This is a genomic window from Nocardia otitidiscaviarum NBRC 14405 (genome assembly GCF_000308635.1).
GTDB classification, from domain to species: domain Bacteria; phylum Actinomycetota; class Actinomycetes; order Mycobacteriales; family Mycobacteriaceae; genus Nocardia; species Nocardia otitidiscaviarum.
Genome location: NZ_BAGD01000028.1, coordinates 80,721 through 97,832 on the forward strand (window position 1 = coordinate 80,721; position 17,112 = coordinate 97,832).

Here is a 17,112-nt window from a genome sequence, read left to right on the forward strand (position 1 = left end):
AAGAGTGAACCGCTCAGTTGGTGACGGCCGGATCGGCGGGGGCGTCGCCGCCGTCGGCGGTGTCCTGATCGAGGGGCAGCGGCGGCGTGCGTTCACCGCTGCGCATGAGTTCGGCGGCATCGCCCACCTGCTGTTCGAGCACGTCGAGCATGCCCGCGTCCTCGATGGTGGGCGGTACCTCGTACTCCTCGCCGGAGGCGATCTGCCGGATGGTGCGGCGCAGGATCTTGCCCGAGCGGGTCTTGGGCAGTGCGCTCACCACGACCACGTCGTAGAGGGTGGCGATGGCCCCGACCCGGTCGCGCACCCGCTCGGTCACCTCGCCGCGCAGCTGCTCCTGGTCGATGTCCATACCCTGTTTGAGCACCACGTACCCGATGGGCCGCTGCCCCTTGAGTTCGTCGGGTATCCCGATCACCGCGGTCTCGGCGACGGCCGGATGTCCCGAGATGGCGGCCTCGATCCCGCCCGCGGAGAGCCGGTGCCCGGCCATATTGATCACGTCGTCGGTGCGGCCGAGCACGAACAGGTAGCCGTCCTCGTCGAAGTATCCGGAGTCCCCGGTCAGATAGTGGCCGGGGTAGGCGGAGAGATAGCTGCGTTCGAAGCGGGCGTCATCGCGCCACAGTGTCGTGAGTGTGCCGGGCGGCAGCGGCAGCCCGATCACGATATTGCCCTCGGTGTTGGCGGGCACCGCATTGCCCTCGGAGTCCAGCACCCGCAGCCGGTATCCGGGCACCGGCACCGCGGCCGAGCCGGGCTTGACCGGGAGCTGCTGCAACCCCAGCGGATTCGCGCAGATCGGCCAGCCGGTCTCGGTCTGCCACCAGTGGTCCACGACAGGGCAGTCCGGGTGGTCGGCCAGCAGGGTGGTGGTCACCCACTCGTAGGTGGCCGGATCGAGCCGTTCCCCGGCGCAGAACAGCGCGCGCAGCCGGGACAGGTCGTGGCGCTTGGCGGCCGCGGCCTGGGGGTCGGCGCGCCGGATGGCCCGCAGCGCGGTCGGCGCGGTGAACATCACATCGACGCCGTAGTCCTCGATCAGCCGCCAGAAGGTGCCCGCGTCGGGTGTTCCGATGGGCTTGCCCTCGTACAGCACGGTGGTCGCGCCCACCAGCAGCGGCGCGTAGACGATGTAGGAGTGTCCGACCACCCAGCCGATATCGGAGGTGGTCAGCATGACCTGCCCGGGTGCGACGTCGTAGATGTTGCGCATGGACCAGGCCAGCGCGACCGCGTGCCCGCCGTTGTCGCGCACCACGCCCTTGGGCTTCCCGGTGGTTCCGGAGGTGTAGAGGATGTAGAGCGGATCGGTCGCGGCGAGGGATACCGGGTCGGCCGGTTCGGCGTCGCGGACGGCGTCTTCCCAGTCCAGCCAGCGTGCGGCCACCGTCTCGGTGGAGTCGGGCAGGTTCTCGGTGGCGGCCTGCGGGGTGGGGAAGCGGATGGTGGGGAAGCCGTCGCGCTGTTTCACCAGGACGAGCCGGGGCGCGGTGGTGTCGGCGATATCGAGGGCCTGCAGCACGATGGGCGGGTATTCGATGCGGCGGCCGGGTTCGAGTCCACCGGAGGCCGTGATGATGAGCACAGGTTCGGCGTCGTCGATGCGGGCGGCGAGTTCGGGGGCGGCAAACCCGCCGAAGACCACGGAGTGGACCGCACCGATGCGCGCGCAGGCGAGCATGGCGATCACGGCTTCCGGGATCATCGGCATATATATGACGACACGATCGCCGGTCCGGACGCCGAGGCGTAGCAGGGATCCGGCAAACCGGGCGACTTCGTCCAACAGCTCCTTATATGTATAGACACATCTGGCGCCCGTCATAGCGGAGTCGTATATTAGGGCGGGCTGATCGGCGCGACCCCCCTCGCGACCGTTGGACTGGTCATCGTCCGATGTGATGTCGCGCACATGGCGGTCGAGTGCGTTGTAGGAGGTGTTGAGGCGAGCATCGGGAAACCACCGGGCCGTCGGGCGGGCTGTCGGGTCCAGGATCTGGGTGGGAGGCACCTCCCAGCTGATGAATTCGGCCGCCGCGAGCCAGAACTCCGAAGGATCGACCAGGCTCGTCTGGTACGCCGGCCGGTACTCCTGCTTCGCGTTCAACCCCGTGACTCCCTAGCTCCCCGTCGATGCCCGCCTCGATAGATCTGCCTGATTGTGGCAGACTTCACGCGACGTCCGGGCGGACGCCGCGACCTTTGATTTTGTCTGGAACAGGCAGGTCAGCGACCGGTGGTTGCCAAGAGGTCACACAAGAAGTTATTGATCCGTTAGAATCGCATGTCACATATTTCGGCCGTCATGGACGCAATTTCTCGGCCAGCCGCAGTTCTCGGCCAGCTCTGCCTGTCGAGCCCAGCGTGCGATCGTGGAGGCTCGCTGATAGCGCGTGGCCAGGGCCAGTTTGGAAAGTGAGTGGGAGATGCGTGACGCCGCTAGTTCCGGCAGCAAGCGCTGGGCGCTGAGCAACTGGGACCTGCGCTGGAAGGTGACGGCTGTGCTAGCCGTCCCGCTACTGGTCGCGGTGGTGCTCGGCGCCTCCAGGATCTCGGCGGAGTTCCGCGAGTCGACACGGCTGTCCACAGCGGTGGAACACGTCAGCGTGATTCCGGCCATCACCGGCCTCAGTGCGACGGCGTCGCAGGTCGCCGGTGGTCAGATGGTGAAGATCGGTGGGAACTCGTTCACGACCGATCCCGAACTCGCCCAGCTGGACACCGCCATCCAGTTCGCCGAGAAGGCCGCGCCGAAGCTGAGCGATATGCCGAACGCTCGCGCCGCGCTGGACGACATGATCGTGGCCGCCAAGGCCATTCGGGCGCAGGGTCTCGCCCCCTCGGAATCGGTTCCCGACACGGTCGCGCAGATCGAGCGAGTCCGCGGCAGCAGCGTCAACACGGTGGAGTCGATCGTGGCCACCGTTGCCGACAAATCCGTCGACCAGGCCAAACTGCAGCTCGTCGACTCGCTGAACTCCCGTGCCGTGCTGGTCGGCGAGGTCGCCGGCTTCGCCGAGGCGCTACGCAACAACCCCAAGGACGGCGTCCGCGACATCCAGATCGGCATCAGCACCGAACGACAGCTGCTGGCCGTGCTGGCGCACCGGTTCCCGGACGGCGATCCGCTGATCTCCGAGCTGCAGAACCAGGTCAACATCCGGCTCCAGCTGGTCGGCAGTCCCGAGGCCAGCGTGGGTCAGCTGCCGGTGACCGAACTCAAGGATTCGCTGGTCGTCAGCGTCGACAAGTACCAGACCATCGCGACCGACTCCACCAAGGCCATCGTGTCCCGAGTGGACGCCCTGGCCGCCACCGCGCGCACCGACGCCATCCGCTACGCGGTCATCGTCGTCGCCACCATCCTCGGTGCGCTCGCCCTGGCCGTGCTGATGGCCCGCTCGATGATCGTGCCGCTGCGCCGGCTGCGTCTGGCCGCGTTGCGCGTCGCCGAACACGATCTGGCCCATGAGGTCTCCGCGCTGCGTGACGGCGCCGATCCGGAAGACGTTCCGCTCGAGCCCATGCCGGTGGACACCGACGAGGAGATCGGCCAGCTGGCCCGCGCCGTCGACGACATCCACGGTCAGGCGCTGCGCCTGGCCGCCGACCAGGCCGCCATGCGTACTCAGGTCAACGACATGTTCGAAACCCTGGCGCGGCGCTCCAAGTCGCTGGTCGACCACCAGCTCACCCTCATCGAGGCGATGGAGTACGACGAGAAGGACCCGCGCCTTCTCGAAAACCTGTTCCGCCTCGACCATCTCGCCGCGCGTATGCGACGCAACGGCGACAACCTGCTGATTCTCGCCGGCACCAAGCAGCGCCGGTCCAAGTCCGCCCCCGTCGAGATCGCCGACGTGCTGCGCGCGGCCATCTCCGAGGTGGAGGACTACGAGCGCGTGAAGCTGGGCGCCACGCCGCGTGGTGCCCTGGTCGAACCGGCCGCCTCCGACCTCGCGCACCTGTTCGCCGAGTTGCTCGACAACGCGCTGCGCGCCTCGCCGCCGGAGACGGACGTGAAGTTCACCTTCGCGCAGGCGCACGACACCGGTCTGCTCATCGAGGTCGCCGACCGCGGTATCGGTATGCCGCCCGCGGAGATGGCCGAGATCAACCGCCGACTGGAGACCACCGCCGAGGTCGGTCCCGACACCGCCCGGCACATGGGCCTGTTCGTGGTCGGCCGGCTGGCCGAGCGGCACGGCCTGACCGTGCGGCTGCGTCCCACCTTCGACACCGCGCGCGATCCGGGTGTGACCGTGACCGTGCACGTGCCGAAGGCGCTCATCATGGCGCCGGGCGGCGCGATCTCGGTGCCGCCGCAGCCGGGTGGGCAGCAGCAGCCGGCCCCGCAGCCGGGTGGGCCGCAGCCGTCGGCCCCGTCCTCCATGCAGATGCGGGCGGTGACCCGCACCGCCACCGGCAATGTCATGGTGACCGTGGATCCGGGTGGCAGCGGTGCGATTCCGGCCGCCTCCGGATCGGGGGCCGGTGCTCCCGCGCCCGCCGCCGCGAACGCCTCCGGTGGGCTACCCCAGCGTTCGCCGGGATCGGCGGGTGCCGCGGTGGGGCTGCCGCAGCGTGCGCCGGGCGGTGCCGCGCCCGCTGGACCGGGTGGGCTGCCACAGCGCCAGCCGGGCACCAGCGGTCCGACGGTCCGCCACACCGTCGCTGCTCCGCCCGGACCGGGTGGGCTGCCGCAGCGTGAGCCCGGCGCGAACAATCCGGTGCCCCCGTCGGGGCAGCCGAATACGAATCTGCAACCGCGTCAACCGGGCGACGGTCCGGCGCGTCCGGGCGGCGGCCTCGCCGCCAATATGATGCGCCGCCAGGGCGGTGCGCCGGGTGCGCCCGGTGGGCTGCCGCAGCGTCCGGGGCCGGGCGCCCCGCCTCCGGGTGGTCCGGGTGGGTTGCCGCCGCGGGATGCCTCCGGTGCGCTACCGCAGCGGGAATCGGGCCTCGCTCCCCGTGAGGGTGGCGCGCCCGCCGGTCCGGGTGGGCTGCCGCAGCGGCAGCCGGGTACCAACGGCGCCCCGCCGCGCGATCCGTCCGCCAGTGGGCTGCCGCCGCAGCGTGCTGCCTCGGGCGGCCTGCCGCAGCGTGATCCGGGTGCCAATGGTGCGCCGCCGCGTGAGGGCGGCAAGGGCCTGCCCCCGCGGGAGCCGGGCAAGGGCCTGCCGCAGCGTGGTGAGGCTCCTGGTGGTTTGCCGCAGCGTGGTGAGGCTCCTGGTGGTTTGCCGCAGCGTGGTGAGGCTCCTGGTGGTCTGCCGCAGCCTGGTGAGGCTCCCGGTGGTCTGCCGCAGCGGGGTGACGCGCCCGGTGGTCTGCCGCAGCGCGCGCCCGGAAGCAACGGCGCACCGCCGCAGCGTGATTCGGCCCTGGGTGGGCTGCCGCAGCGCGACAGCGGTCTACCCAAGCGCGACAACGGTCTGCCGCAGCGCGATAGCGCCATGCCGCGCCGCGATGCCGCGTCCACCGGCCTGACCCAGCGGGATACCGTACTGCCGCAGCGGGAATCGGCGCTGCCGCAGCGGGACAACACCCTGCTCCCGCAGCGTGACGGCGGGCTGCCGCAGCGGCAGCCGGGCACCGCCCCGGGCGGTATGCCGCAGCGGCCCAGCCCGTCCGGGCTGCCGCAGCGCGATCCGGGTGCGGGTCTGCCACAGCGTCCGGCTCCGGTGCCGGGGCTGCGCGGCCCTGCCGCGGGCGGTGCCACCGAGGAGGCGCCCGCCGGTCCGGGCAAGCACAGCTTCCGCTCCAATCCGCAGAAGACGGCGTCGTTCTTCCAGACTCGACTGCAGCCTGCCAGCGAAGACGACTCGTCGTTCGGCACTCCGATCTTCGCTGAGATGATGTCGGCGTGGCTGCAGGATCCGAACGCGGACCGGTCCCAGGTGGCCGCCTCCTTCGAATCACCGGGGGACGAGGGTTGGCAAGCGGCCCGTCGTGCGGTGGAATCTCAGCCGGAGAAGCGCACGGCAGCCGGTCTGCCGCAGCGTGATCCGGGGCACCGGTTGGTGCCGGGCGGCGTGAACGGCAACGCCGAACGGACCGCCCGCCGGGATCCGGAATCCATCAGGTCCAGCCTGAGTCGTCACCAGCAGGGCGTCCGGGATGGCCGTGCACAGCAAGCAATGAACCTAACCGGAGATAAAGGAGACCGATGAACCCCGATCTAGGTGGTACGAAGCGACAGCTGGATTGGCTGGTTTCGAACTTCGCGAATGAGGTTCCCGGCGTCGCGCATGCCGTGCTTGTCTCGGCCGATGGCCTGCTGATGGCTGCCAGCGCGCAGCTGCCCGTCGATCGGGCAGAACAGCTGTCCGCGGTGACCGCGGGGCTCGCGAGCCTCTCGGTGGGCGTGTCCAACCTCTTCGAGGGCGGCACCGTGCTGCAGTCGGTTGTCGAGATGGAGCACGGATACCTGTTGCTCATGGCCGTTGGTGACGGTTCCTACCTCGCGGTGCTCACGAATACCTCGTGTGACATCGGCCAGGTGGGATACGAGATGGCTTTGTTGGTCGAGCGGGTGGGCCAGACAGTCCAGGCCACACCTCGCGTCACGATGGGTTCCTGATGGTGGGATGGACATAGACAATCAGCGCTTGGGGAGCGCCGAGCCCAGCCTCGTTCGCCCGTATTCCTTGACCGCCGGCCGCACGCGGCCGAAGGTGGAATTGGCGTTGGAGGCGCTCGTCGCATCGCATCCGGTCGCCTTCGAGCGGCAGTTCGAACTCACCAATATCGAGACGTCAATCGTGGAGTTGTGCAGAGAATCGCCGTCTGTCGCCGAAGTCGCAGCGCGCCTGGGCATCCCGATCGGGGTGGCCCGGGTGTTGGTCGCCGACTTGATCGAAGCCGGCCACGTGAAGGTTTCGGCGACATTGAAAGACGATTCCAGCGACGATGAACGTCGCGAGCTGATCGAAAGGGTTCTCAGTGGACTCCGGCGTATTTGATTCGACGACACAGGTCGACACACGCACGAGCAAGCCGACGTCGGCGAAGATCGTGGTGGCCGGTGGCTTCGGTGTGGGCAAGACGACCCTGGTCGGTGCCGTTTCGGAGATCGTTCCGCTGCGCACCGAGGCATTGGTGACCAATGCCAGTGTCGGCGTCGACAGCCTCAGTGGCGTCGAATCGAAGGCCACCACCACGGTGGCCATGGACTTCGGCAGGATCAGTCTTGCCGATGACCTGGTGCTGTACCTGTTCGGTACGCCCGGCCAGTACCGATTCTGGTTCATGTGGGACGACCTGATCCGCGGCGCCATCGGCGCGGTGGTGCTGGTCGACACCCGGCGACTGGAGGACAGTTTCGCCGCCGTCGACTACTTCGAGGCGCGGAACCTACCTTTCCTGGTGGCCATCAACGAATTCGACGACGCGCCTCGCTACCCGATCGAGGACATCCGCCAGGCCCTCGCGGTCCCGGCGGATACGCCGATTCTGTCGATGGACGCCCGCCGCCGGGAGCCGGTGAAGCAGGCCCTGGTGGCGGTCACCGAATACGCCCTGCGCAAGGTCGTGCAGGGGTACTGATCCGGGCATCGCCGAAGGCGACGCAATCGGACACAGCTATTCTCGCGGCGTGAGGACAGCGGCGCGGGAACTTCTCGGTGGTCTGCTCGATCCCGGCTCCTTCGTGAGCTGGGATCGGCCTCCGCTGCAGATTCCCCGTTCCGCCGAGTATCGCGCCGAGTTGCGGGCGGCCGCGACCGCGAGCGGTCTCGACGAAGCGGTGCTGACCGGGGAGGGGCGGTTGCGCGGGCGGCGGGTGGCCGTGATCGCGTGCGAGTTCGGGTTCCTCGCGGGGTCGATCGGGGTGGCGGCGGCCGAGCGCATCGTGTCGGCCGTGGAGCGGGCCACCGCGCTGGGGCTGCCGCTGGTGGCCTCGCCGACCTCCGGGGGCACCCGAATGCAGGAGGGCACAGTCGCTTTCGTGCAGATGGTGAAGATCGCGGGGGCGGTCGCGGCGCACAAGTCGGCTGGCTTCCCCTACCTGGTCTACCTGCGAAATCCCACCATGGGCGGGGTGTTCGCCTCGTGGGGATCGTTGGGGCACATGACTTTCGCCGAGCCCGATGCTCTGATCGGCTTCCTGGGGCCGCGGGTGTACCGGGCGCTGTACGGGCGCGATTTCCCGGAGGGGGTGCAGACGGCGGAGAACCTCTATCGCAACGGCGTCATCGACGGTGTGGTCCCGGTGCGGGTTTTCCGTCGTATCGCGCACCGAGCCCTCAACGTGTTCAGTGGAATCGCTGTCGGGCATGCCGAATATTCGCGGGATCCAGCCACTTTGGATTGTTCTCCGGCGGAATATGCTTCGCTGGAAGCTGTTCCAGCCTGGCAGTCGGTTCTGAACTCGCGACGTGCCGACCGGCCGGGTATTCGCGAACTGCTGCGTCAGGTCACCGATCGGGTGCCGCTCAGCGGTACCGGCCAGGGGGAATCCGACCGGACGGTGGTTCTCGCGCTGGCCCGCTTCCGCGGCCATCCGTGTGTGGTGTTCGGCCACGACCGCTCCGGACAGACCACCGAGACGACCATGGGTCCGGCCGCTTTGCGGGAGGCACGCCGCAGCATGCAGTTGGCGCTGCAGTTGCGGGTGCCGCTGGTGCTGGTGATCGATACCGCCGGGGCTTCGCTGTCCCGCGAGGCCGAGGAACGTGGACTCGCCCCCGAGATCGCCCGCTGCCTGGCCGATCTCGTCACCCTCGATACGCCGACCATCTCGATCCTGCTCGGCCAGGGCACCGGTGGCGGCGCGCTGGCGCTGTTGCCCGCGGACCGGGTGCTGGCCGCCTCGCACGGGTGGCTCGCGCCGCTACCGCCCGAGGGAGCCAGCGCCATCGTCTTCCGTGATACCGAGCACGCAGCGGAATTGGCGGCGTCCCAGCGCATCCGGTCGGTGGATCTGCTCGCCGACGGCATCGTGGATCGCATCGTTCCCGAACGCCCGGATGCGGCGGCCGAACCGGTGGAGTTCGCCCGCCGCATGGTCGCGGTCATCGCGCAGGAGTTGGCCGAGTTGACCGCCCGCCCGGTGGCGGAACTGCGAGCGGCTCGACATCTCCGGTACCGCCGTCTCGGCAATCCGCCCGCCGTCGACTGATGCCCGTCGACCGGCCGGCTCAGCCCTCCGGCTCCGGCTCCGGTCGCGTCCACGCCAGGATCATGGCCGGAGCGCAGCCACCGGCCAGCAACGTCGCCAGGATCATGACGCCGCCCGCGTAGGAGGTCTGGAAGGCACTCATCTCGGAGGCGAGGGCGGGTGCCCAGATCACGTAGAACAGCGGCGGCAGCGTGAGCCACTGGGTGACCGACAGTCCGATGGACCGGGCGGCCGTCCGCTGCGCGATCTCGAGTTCGTCGAGGATTTCGGCAGGTGCGTTGTCCTGGCCCTGGGAGACGATGCGCAGCATGGTCCAGGCGCCCAGGAAGATCAGGATCACCGGCAGGATGAGCAGCGTCGCCCACTGCAGATCGAATGCGCACAGCACGCCGGTGACGAAGAGCGCGGCGAGGCTGACGGCCACGGTGACGACCAGCGCCCGCCGCCGGCGCCGGGTGCGCCATTTCGGGAACATACCGGCCATACGCTGCTCGTGGACCAGCCAGCGGCGGACCCGGTAGTCCTGGTAGCGGTCGATGAGACCGGTTGCGGTGGTCATGGTTTCCCCTTCGAGTAGAACTCCGCGGACAGCGGCGTGAATTCGGTGCGAGAGAAGACGGCCTCGACGGGCACGCCGAAGACGTCGCAGATGCGCATGGCCAGGTCGAGGCTCGGGTAGTGGTCTCCACGTTCGAGTGCCCCGATGGTCTGCACATTCACGTCCACCGCCTCGGCGAGCGCCGCGCGGCTCATGCGGTGCTCGGCCCGCAGCACCGCGATGCGGTTGTAGATCGGTAGGGTTTTACCCCTTCGCACTGGACTCACACAACATAGTGTTGTGAAAACACAACATTCTGTCAAGCGGTGACCAACACAGCGAAAGGGCTGATTGACCAAGCGGCAAACCGCTTCTACGGTCGGAACGTGACCTTCAGGAGTGAAACGAGCGCCGTCCCCTCGATCGTGCTGAACGACGGGCAGGTGATACCGAAGCTCGGTTTCGGCGTCTTCCAGGTGACGCCCGAGCAAGCGGTCGACGCCGTCACCACCGCCCTGGAGGTCGGCTACCGCAGCATCGACACCGCCATGGTGTACGGCAACGAGGCGGAGGTGGGTCGCGCCATCCGCGATTCCGGCCTGCCGCGCGACCAGGTCTACGTGACCACCAAACTGTGGAACTCCGATCAGGGCTACGACGCCACCCTGCGCGCGTTCGACGCCAGTATGGAACGCCTGGGCCTGGACTACCTGGACCTCTACCTCATCCACTGGCCGATCGCGGATTCCGGCCTGTACGTGGACACCTTCCGGGCGTTCCAATCGCTGAAGGCCGCCGGGCGCATCACCTCCATCGGCGTCTCCAACTTCACCCGCGAGCACCTCGAGCGCGTGATCGCCGAAACCGGCGAGACCCCCGTGGTGAACCAGATCGAACTGCACCCCCGGTTGACCCAGCCCGAGCTACGCGCCTTCCACGCCGATCACGGCATCGCCACCGAGGCCTGGAGCCCGCTCGGTCAGGGCACCCTGCTCGACGACCCGGCCATCGTCGCGGTCGCCGAGGAAACCGGCCGCACCCCCGCCCAGGTCATCCTGCGCTGGCACCTCCAGTTGGGCAATATCGCCATCCCCAAATCGGTCACCCCCACCCGCATCGCGGAGAACTTCGCCGTCTTCGACTTCGAACTCACCAACGACCAGATGTCGCGAATCTCCACCCTGGACAAGGGCTCCCGCGTAGGCCCCGACCCCGAAACCTTCACCGCAGGCGCCCCGGACTGATCCACCCCAGGAACTCCGTCAACTCCACCGCCGCCGCCCGCCCCGCCCGATTGGCGCCGATCGTACTGGCCGACGGCCCGTACCCGATCAGATGAATCCGCGGATCCGCCGCCACCCGGGTGGCCAGCCGACCGTCCATGGTGATCCCGCCTCCGGGCCCGCGCAGTCGCAGCGGCGCCAGATGATCCAGGGCGCTGCGGAACCCGGTGCACCACAGGATCACCTCGGCCGCCTGGAACTCCCCGTCCGCCCACCGCACCCCGTCGGGTTCGATGTGGTCGAACATGGGGCGGCGGCGCAGCGCTCCCCGCGCCCGCATCGCCCGCACCCGCTCGTCCTCGCGCAACCCGGTCACCGACACCACCGATCCGGGCGGCAACCCCCGGCGCACCCGGTCCTCGACGATCGCCACCGCCGCCCGGCCGTCCTCGGGCGCGAACTGCCCGTCCCGGAACACCGGCTCCCGCCGTGTCACCCAGGTGGTGCCGGTGACCTGCGAGATCTCATCCAGCAACTGCACGGCGGTGATACCCCCGCCCACCACGACGACGTGCTTTCCCGCGAACTCCGCGGCGGCGCGATAGTCGTGGGCGTGCAGTTGTCGTCCGGCGAATGTTTCCGCGCCGCGGTAATAGGGAATGAATGGCTTGTCCCAGGTACCCGTCGCGTTGATCAAGCCACGGACACGCAGCGTGGCGCCTGGGGTGGGCACCCGACGAGGAACGCCCCCGCCGAGGTCGGAGGCGGCGGCCGGAGCGGTTCGTCCGGTGCGCGAGGTGGCGGCGTCGCTCGGACCGGAATCGACAGCGTGGTCGGTTTCCGGACCAGCGGCGCCGCCACCGCGGTCTCCGGGGTTGTCCGACACCCGGCCCCCTGTCTCCTCCGGTACCCGGCCCTCGGCGACCTGGTCTCCGGCCTCCTGGGCCTCGCCACCCACCCGCGTCTCGGCGTGCAGCAGCCCGTCCACTTCAGCGTTCGGGCAGGTCGCGGCGGTGGCACGATCACACACCACGGCCACCGAGACCGGTCGGTGCACGCGCAGGTCGAACCGCTTCTCGTACAGTTCGAAGTAGTGCGGAACCGCGGTCGCCGCCTGCGCGTGCGCCGCGTCGGGCGGCAGGGTTTCGGCGAATTCCATCCCGGGTAGGTCGTGGACACGATTGACCGTACTCAGTGTGAGTGAGGGCCAACGGAATTGCCAGGCGCCACCCGGCCCGGGGGAGTGGTCGACAATGAGAAAGTCCTGCTCGGGCCGCAGCCCCAGTCGCCGCAGGTGATAGCCGACGGAGAGTCCGGCCTGGCCCGCACCGATCACCAGGATGTCCACATCGGGTGTCGCGCTCACCGTCCAGACAGTACCGACGGTGCGTTACCGGTCGGTACACATGGCCGCGTCGAGCGCGGAACTGCCGGTCGGTCCCGCTTAGAGTGAAGGGACCAGGGTGCCGACAGTGGGGAAGGGACAGATGCTCGGAGTCAGCCGCGATGGTGAGGTGGTCACCATCGAACTGCAGCGTCCGGAACGCCGGAACGCTCTCAACCTCGAGCTGGTGGGCCGGTTGCGCGTCGCTGTCCAGGAGGCGGCGGCCGACGCACGGGTCATCGTGCTCACCGGTCAGGGGCCGATCTTCAGTGCGGGGGCCGATCTGGACGGCGTCTATTCCGACGAGTTCCTGGACGGCCTGATGGGCATGTTGCGCACCATCGAGTCGGTGCCGGTGCCCGTGATCGCCGCCATCAACGGCGGTGCGCTCGGCGCGGGCGTGCAGCTGGCGCTGGCCTCCGATCTGCGGGTGCTGAGCCCCGACTCCTACATCGCCATTCCGGCCGCGAAACTCGGTATCTCCGTGGACCGTTGGACGGTGCGCCGACTGGCCTCGCTGATCGGCTCCGGCCCGGCCCGCACCATGTTGCTGGGCGCGGAACCGATCCCTGCCGCGGACGCCTACGGTTTCGGCTTCGCCAATCGCCTCGGCACCCTCGCCGACGCGCAGGCGTGGGCCAAATCCATCGCGGAGCTGGCACCGCTGTCGCTGCGGCATATGAAGCTGGTGTTCAACGACGACGGCACCCGTGAGGCCGACACCATCGAGCAGCGAGAGGCGCTGAGGGCGGCATGGACGAGCGAGGACGCACAGGAGGCGCGCTTGGCGCGCCAGGAGAAGCGCACAGCGAGGTTCACCGGACGATGAATGCCGAACGAAACACCGGGACAACCGATATCGAGGTGGTGCGGGACCGGCTCACGGGTGCGGCCCGCACCGTGGTGGGTGCGGTGGCCGGTGCCGTGGGCATCGGCTGGCTGGTCCGCGCGGCGTGGGGGCTTCCCTCGGCCATGGGGGCGGGCATCTCGGCCATCCAGCCGACCGCCACCGCCTCGGTCCGCTACCGCAACCGCCAGTTCCACAACACCGAGCCGAGCAGCCAGATCGCCTCCGGTTCGGGTTTCTCGCTGCTGAACTCGGTGCTGACCAAACGCAATCTGGGCCGGGCCCCCGGCCCGATCCCGCTGGTCACCCCCGAGCTGCCGGAACAGGCCGCGGACCTGGCCGTCACCTGGTACGGCCATGCCACCGCACTGGTCGAGATCGACGGCTACCGGGTGCTCACCGATCCGGTGTGGAGCGAACGCGTTTCGCCGTCGCCGCTCATCGGCCCGGCTCGCCAGCATCCGGTGCCGCAGCGGCTCGACGAGTTGCCGCCGCTGGACGCGGTGATCATCTCGCACGACCACTACGACCATCTGGACCGCGATACCGTGCAGGGTCTGGTGGCGAGCCAGAGCGCGGTCTTCATCGTGCCGCTCGGGATCGGGGCGCATCTGCGGCACTGGCAGGTGCCGGATGAGCGGATCGTCGAAATGGATTGGGGCACCTCGGTTTCGCTGTCGACGCTGCAGCGCGCACACGAGGGCACGGATCTGACGATCACCTGTACGGAGGCCCGTCACTTCTCCGGCCGCGGGTTGGTGCGCAACACCACCCTGTGGGCGTCCTGGTCGCTGGCCGGTCCGCGGCATCGGGTGTACTTCGGTGGCGATACCGGCTACACCAAGGCGTTCTCGGAGGCGGGCGCGAAGCTCGGCCCGTTCGATCTGACCCTGCTGCCCATCGGCGCGTACGACGCCGCCTGGCCGGATGTGCACATGAATCCGGAGGAGGCGGTGCGCGCACACGCCGATCTGAATCTGGGAAACGCGGCGCACGGACTGCTGGTGCCGATTCACTGGGCGACCTTCAATCTGGCCTTCCACGGCTGGTCGGAGCCGGTACAGCGGATGGTGGCGGCGGCCGACGCGGCGGGTACGGCCGTCGCCGTCCCGAAACCGGGACAGCGGATCGACCGCAATGGCGTCCCACCAGGACAGACCTGGTGGAAAGATGTCAGCCGATGACCGAAGACCGAGTGTGAAGGAGCAGGGCTGTGAGTCTTATGGACACGCTCAAGGGATTGGTCGGCAAGGGCAAGGATGTGGCGGCCCAGAACGCCGAGAAGATCGAGTCCGCGGTGGACAAGGCCGGGGGCTTCATCGATCAGAAGACCGGAGGCAAGTACTCCGACAAGATCGACAAGGGTGCCGAGGCGGTGAAGAACGCCATTCCGGAGCAGGGCGGCGCGGCCGCGGCTCCGGAGGCCGCGCCTGCCCCGGAACCCGCTCCGGATCCCACTCCGGGTGAGAACCCGCCGGGGGAGCAGAAGCCTCCGACCCCGTAGGTCGGCCGACCCGGAACGCGGGCACGGCCCGTCGGTTCCGGGTGGCTCGTGGTTCAGGGGAGCTCTCTGACCCGGCCGGTTGCGACATTCGGGCCGTTCGAGTCTCCCGCGACCCGCGGGGACCCGAACGGTCCGTTGGTTTTTCGGATCCCGATGATTGTCGCCGCCCACCTCTAGACTGGCGTCATGGGGTCCCGGCGGAGTTTCGGGGGAGTCGAGGTGGCGCTGACCAACCTCGACAAGGTGCTGTATCCCGCCACCGGCACCACCAAGGGCGAGGTCATCGACTATTTCACGGCCATCGCCCCGGCCTTGCTGCCGCATATCGCGGGTCGGGCGGTGACGCGCAAACGCTGGCCGAACGGGGTGGACGAGTCCTCGTTCTTCGAGAAGAATCTGCCCGACCACGCACCGAAGTGGATCGAGCGTCATCGCCTCGAGCATTCCGACCGCACCGTCGTCTATCCGGTGATCGACTCGGTGGCGGGCATGGCGTGGCTGGGGCAGCAGGCGGCCCTGGAAATCCATGTGCCGCAGTGGATATTCGACGGTGACGCGCGCGGCCCCATCACTCGGCTGGTCTTCGACCTGGATCCCGGGCCGGGGGCCGGGCTGCGGCAGTGTGCGCAGGTGGCGCTCATGCTGCGCGATGTGGTGCGCGATGTCGGCCTGGACGCCTTCCCGGTGACCAGCGGCAGCAAGGGCATTCACGTCTACGTCCCGCTCGATCGTCGGTTGAGCGCGGGCGGCGCGTCCACCGTGGCCAAACAGGTGGCCACCAATCTGCAACAGCTGTACCCGAATCTGGTCACCGCGAATATGGCCAAGGCGGCGCGCGACGGCAAGGTGCTGCTCGACTGGAGCCAGAACAACCCGGCCAAGACCACCATCGCCCCGTACTCGCTGCGCGGCCGCGACGAGCCGACCGTCGCCGCACCGCGCACCTGGGACGAGATCGAGAATCGGAAGAAGTTGCGGCACCTACGCTTCGAGGAGGTGCTGGAACGGTGGCGGTCCGACGGCGATCTGATCGCCGCACTGGACGCGCCGCTGCCGGAGCATCAGCCCGACCGGCTCACCCGCTACCGCTCCATGCGCGATCCGGACCGCACCCCGGAGCCGGTGCCCGCCGCTCGTCCCGCGCCCACCGAGGGCAATCGCTATGTGGTGCAACAGCATCGGGCCCGGCGGCTGCACTGGGACGTGCGGCTGGAACGGGACGGCGTCCTGGTGTCGTGGGCGGTGCCCAAGGGTCCGCCGACCGACACCCACGAGAACCGCCTCGCCGTGCACACCGAGGACCACCCGCTCGAGTACCTGGAGTTCCACGGCACGATTCCCAAGGGCCAGTACGGGGCCGGAGAAATGACCATCTGGGATGCGGGCACCTACGAGACCGAGAAGTGGCGCGACGACGAGGTGATCGTGCGCCTGCACGGCGAACGCCTGGACGGCCGGTACGCGCTCATCCAGACCAATGGCAATCAGTGGCTCATGCACCTGATGAAGGATCAGCATCCGGAGCTCGACCGGCCGGATGGCGACGGCGTGGCCGCCGGTGACGGCGGGCGGGTGCTCACGCCGCCACGGCAACCGGTGCCGCTGCCGCGCGGACTCACCCCCATGCTCGCCACCCCCGGGGACGTCTCCACGTTCGAGGCCGACGAGTGGGCCTTCGAAACCAAATGGGACGGCTTCCGTCTCATCGCCGAAATCGACGACGGCGCAGTCACCTTGCGCAGCCGCGCCGGGAATATCGTCACCGGCCGCTATCCGACCATCGCGCGGCTGGGCGCGGAACTGGCCGGGCATTCGATCGTGCTGGACGGGGAGGCGGTGGTTTTCGACGATCACGGCACCGCCAACCTCGGACTGCTGCGCAACCACGCCGGGCAGGCGGTATTCGTCGCCTTCGATGTGCTCTACCTGGACGGCACCTCACTGCTGCGCAAACGCTACGACGACCGTCGCCGGGTGCTGGAGGCGCTGGCCGGGCGGTCGTCCTCGCTGGTGGTACCGCCGCGCCTGGACGGCTCCGGGGCGCGGGCGCTGCGCTACAGCCAGGAGCACGGGATGGAGGGGGTGGTCGCCAAACGCCGGGATTCGGTGTACCTGCCCGGTAAGCGCGGGCAGTCCTGGGTCAAGACCCGCAATTGGCGCACCCTGACCGTGACGGTCGGCGGCTACCGACGCTCGGATGTGCGCCGCTTCGCCTCCCTGCTGGTGGGGGTGGAGCACGAGGGCAGGCTGTACTACCTGGGGCGGGTCGGCACCGGTTTCAGCGAACAGGAGATGAGCGAGCTGGATTCGAGGCTGCGCCGCCTGGAACGCAAGACCAGCCCGTTCGACAACGAACTCACCGGGGAGGAGCGCAAGGACGCGGTGTGGGTGACGCCCAAGATCACCGGCACGGTGCGGTTCATGAACTGGACCGAGACCGGACGTCTCTGGCATCCAGCCTGGATTCCCGCCTCGGACTGAGCCCTTCGCCCCCC

The 17,112-nt window shown here is 68.9% G+C and carries 14 protein-coding genes; 10 read left to right on the forward strand and 4 right to left on the reverse strand.

Annotation, left to right across the window (positions count from 1 at the left end; genetic code table 11):
- Positions 1 to 13: 13 nt before the first annotated feature.
- On the reverse strand, positions 14 to 2,110 hold the full coding sequence (locus ON31_RS04300; protein WP_081592210.1) for an AMP-binding protein: 2,097 nt from the start codon (positions 2,108 to 2,110) through the stop codon (positions 14 to 16).
- Between the two features lie 319 nt (positions 2,111 to 2,429).
- Between ON31_RS04300 and ON31_RS04305 the strand changes: the two genes are divergently transcribed.
- Genes ON31_RS04305 through ON31_RS04325 form a run of 5 tightly spaced genes read left to right on the forward strand, consistent with a single transcriptional unit; the run spans position 2,430 to position 9,121 of the window.
- Positions 2,430 to 6,173: an ATP-binding protein gene (locus ON31_RS04305; protein WP_063821430.1), complete on the forward strand. Its 3,744-nt coding sequence runs from the start codon at positions 2,430 to 2,432 to the stop codon at positions 6,171 to 6,173.
- Positions 6,170 to 6,583, forward strand: a complete 414-nt coding sequence (locus ON31_RS04310; RefSeq protein ID WP_029930951.1) for a roadblock/LC7 domain-containing protein — start codon at positions 6,170 to 6,172, stop codon at positions 6,581 to 6,583. The genes ON31_RS04305 and ON31_RS04310 overlap by 4 nt, the downstream gene beginning before the upstream one ends.
- A gap of 7 nt (positions 6,584 to 6,590) precedes the next feature.
- Positions 6,591 to 6,965 carry a DUF742 domain-containing protein gene (locus ON31_RS04315; protein ID WP_029930952.1) on the forward strand — a complete coding sequence of 125 codons (375 nt, stop codon included), beginning with the start codon at positions 6,591 to 6,593 and terminating at the stop codon, positions 6,963 to 6,965.
- Positions 6,946 to 7,548 carry a GTP-binding protein gene (locus ON31_RS04320; RefSeq protein ID WP_172544792.1) on the forward strand — a complete coding sequence of 201 codons (603 nt, stop codon included), beginning with the start codon at positions 6,946 to 6,948 and terminating at the stop codon, positions 7,546 to 7,548. The genes ON31_RS04315 and ON31_RS04320 overlap by 20 nt, the downstream gene beginning before the upstream one ends.
- Before the next feature lie 49 nt (positions 7,549 to 7,597).
- The gene (locus ON31_RS04325) at positions 7,598 to 9,121 is read left to right on the forward strand and encodes an acetyl-coenzyme A carboxylase carboxyl transferase subunits beta/alpha (RefSeq protein ID WP_039809395.1); all 1,524 of its coding nucleotides are present in this window, start codon (positions 7,598 to 7,600) and stop codon (positions 9,119 to 9,121) included.
- Positions 9,122 to 9,140: 19 nt separating this feature from the next.
- Here ON31_RS04325 and ON31_RS04330 read toward each other — a convergent pair whose 3' ends face one another.
- Positions 9,141 to 9,680, reverse strand: a complete 540-nt coding sequence (locus ON31_RS04330; protein WP_029930955.1) for a hypothetical protein — start codon at positions 9,678 to 9,680, stop codon at positions 9,141 to 9,143.
- The gene (locus ON31_RS04335) at positions 9,677 to 9,946 is read right to left on the reverse strand and encodes a helix-turn-helix transcriptional regulator (RefSeq protein WP_029930956.1); all 270 of its coding nucleotides are present in this window, start codon (positions 9,944 to 9,946) and stop codon (positions 9,677 to 9,679) included. Before ON31_RS04335 ends, ON31_RS04330 begins: the two co-directional genes overlap by 4 nt.
- Before the next feature lie 99 nt (positions 9,947 to 10,045).
- Here ON31_RS04335 and ON31_RS04340 point away from each other — a divergent pair, with 99 nt between their 5' ends.
- A complete protein-coding gene (locus ON31_RS04340) occupies positions 10,046 to 10,903 on the forward strand; it encodes an aldo/keto reductase (RefSeq protein WP_039809397.1) in 858 nt (285 codons plus the stop codon).
- Here ON31_RS04340 and ON31_RS37720 read toward each other — a convergent pair.
- Positions 10,881 to 12,248: an FAD-dependent oxidoreductase gene (locus ON31_RS37720; RefSeq protein ID WP_255221981.1), complete on the reverse strand. Its 1,368-nt coding sequence runs from the start codon at positions 12,246 to 12,248 to the stop codon at positions 10,881 to 10,883. The two genes, ON31_RS04340 and ON31_RS37720, sit on opposite strands and share 23 nt — an antisense overlap.
- Positions 12,249 to 12,369: 121 nt before the next feature.
- On the opposite strand from ON31_RS37720, the gene ON31_RS04350 reads away from it, so the two are divergent.
- The 4 genes from ON31_RS04350 to ON31_RS04365 all read left to right on the forward strand — a co-directional run bounded on the left by ON31_RS04350 (position 12,370) and on the right by ON31_RS04365 (position 17,098).
- The gene (locus ON31_RS04350; protein WP_039809400.1) at positions 12,370 to 13,095 is read left to right on the forward strand and encodes an enoyl-CoA hydratase; all 726 of its coding nucleotides are present in this window, start codon (positions 12,370 to 12,372) and stop codon (positions 13,093 to 13,095) included.
- A gap of 74 nt (positions 13,096 to 13,169) precedes the next feature.
- Positions 13,170 to 14,297: an MBL fold metallo-hydrolase gene (locus ON31_RS04355; protein WP_039809483.1), complete on the forward strand. Its 1,128-nt coding sequence runs from the start codon at positions 13,170 to 13,172 to the stop codon at positions 14,295 to 14,297.
- Positions 14,298 to 14,335: 38 nt separating this feature from the next.
- Complete coding sequence (locus ON31_RS38505; protein ID WP_039809401.1) at positions 14,336 to 14,617, forward strand: antitoxin; 282 nt, start codon at positions 14,336 to 14,338, stop codon at positions 14,615 to 14,617.
- A 186-nt stretch (positions 14,618 to 14,803) separates the two neighbouring features.
- On the forward strand, positions 14,804 to 17,098 hold the full coding sequence (locus tag ON31_RS04365) for an ATP-dependent DNA ligase (RefSeq protein ID WP_039809403.1): 2,295 nt from the start codon (positions 14,804 to 14,806) through the stop codon (positions 17,096 to 17,098).
- The last annotated feature ends 14 nt before the right edge of the window (positions 17,099 to 17,112 follow it).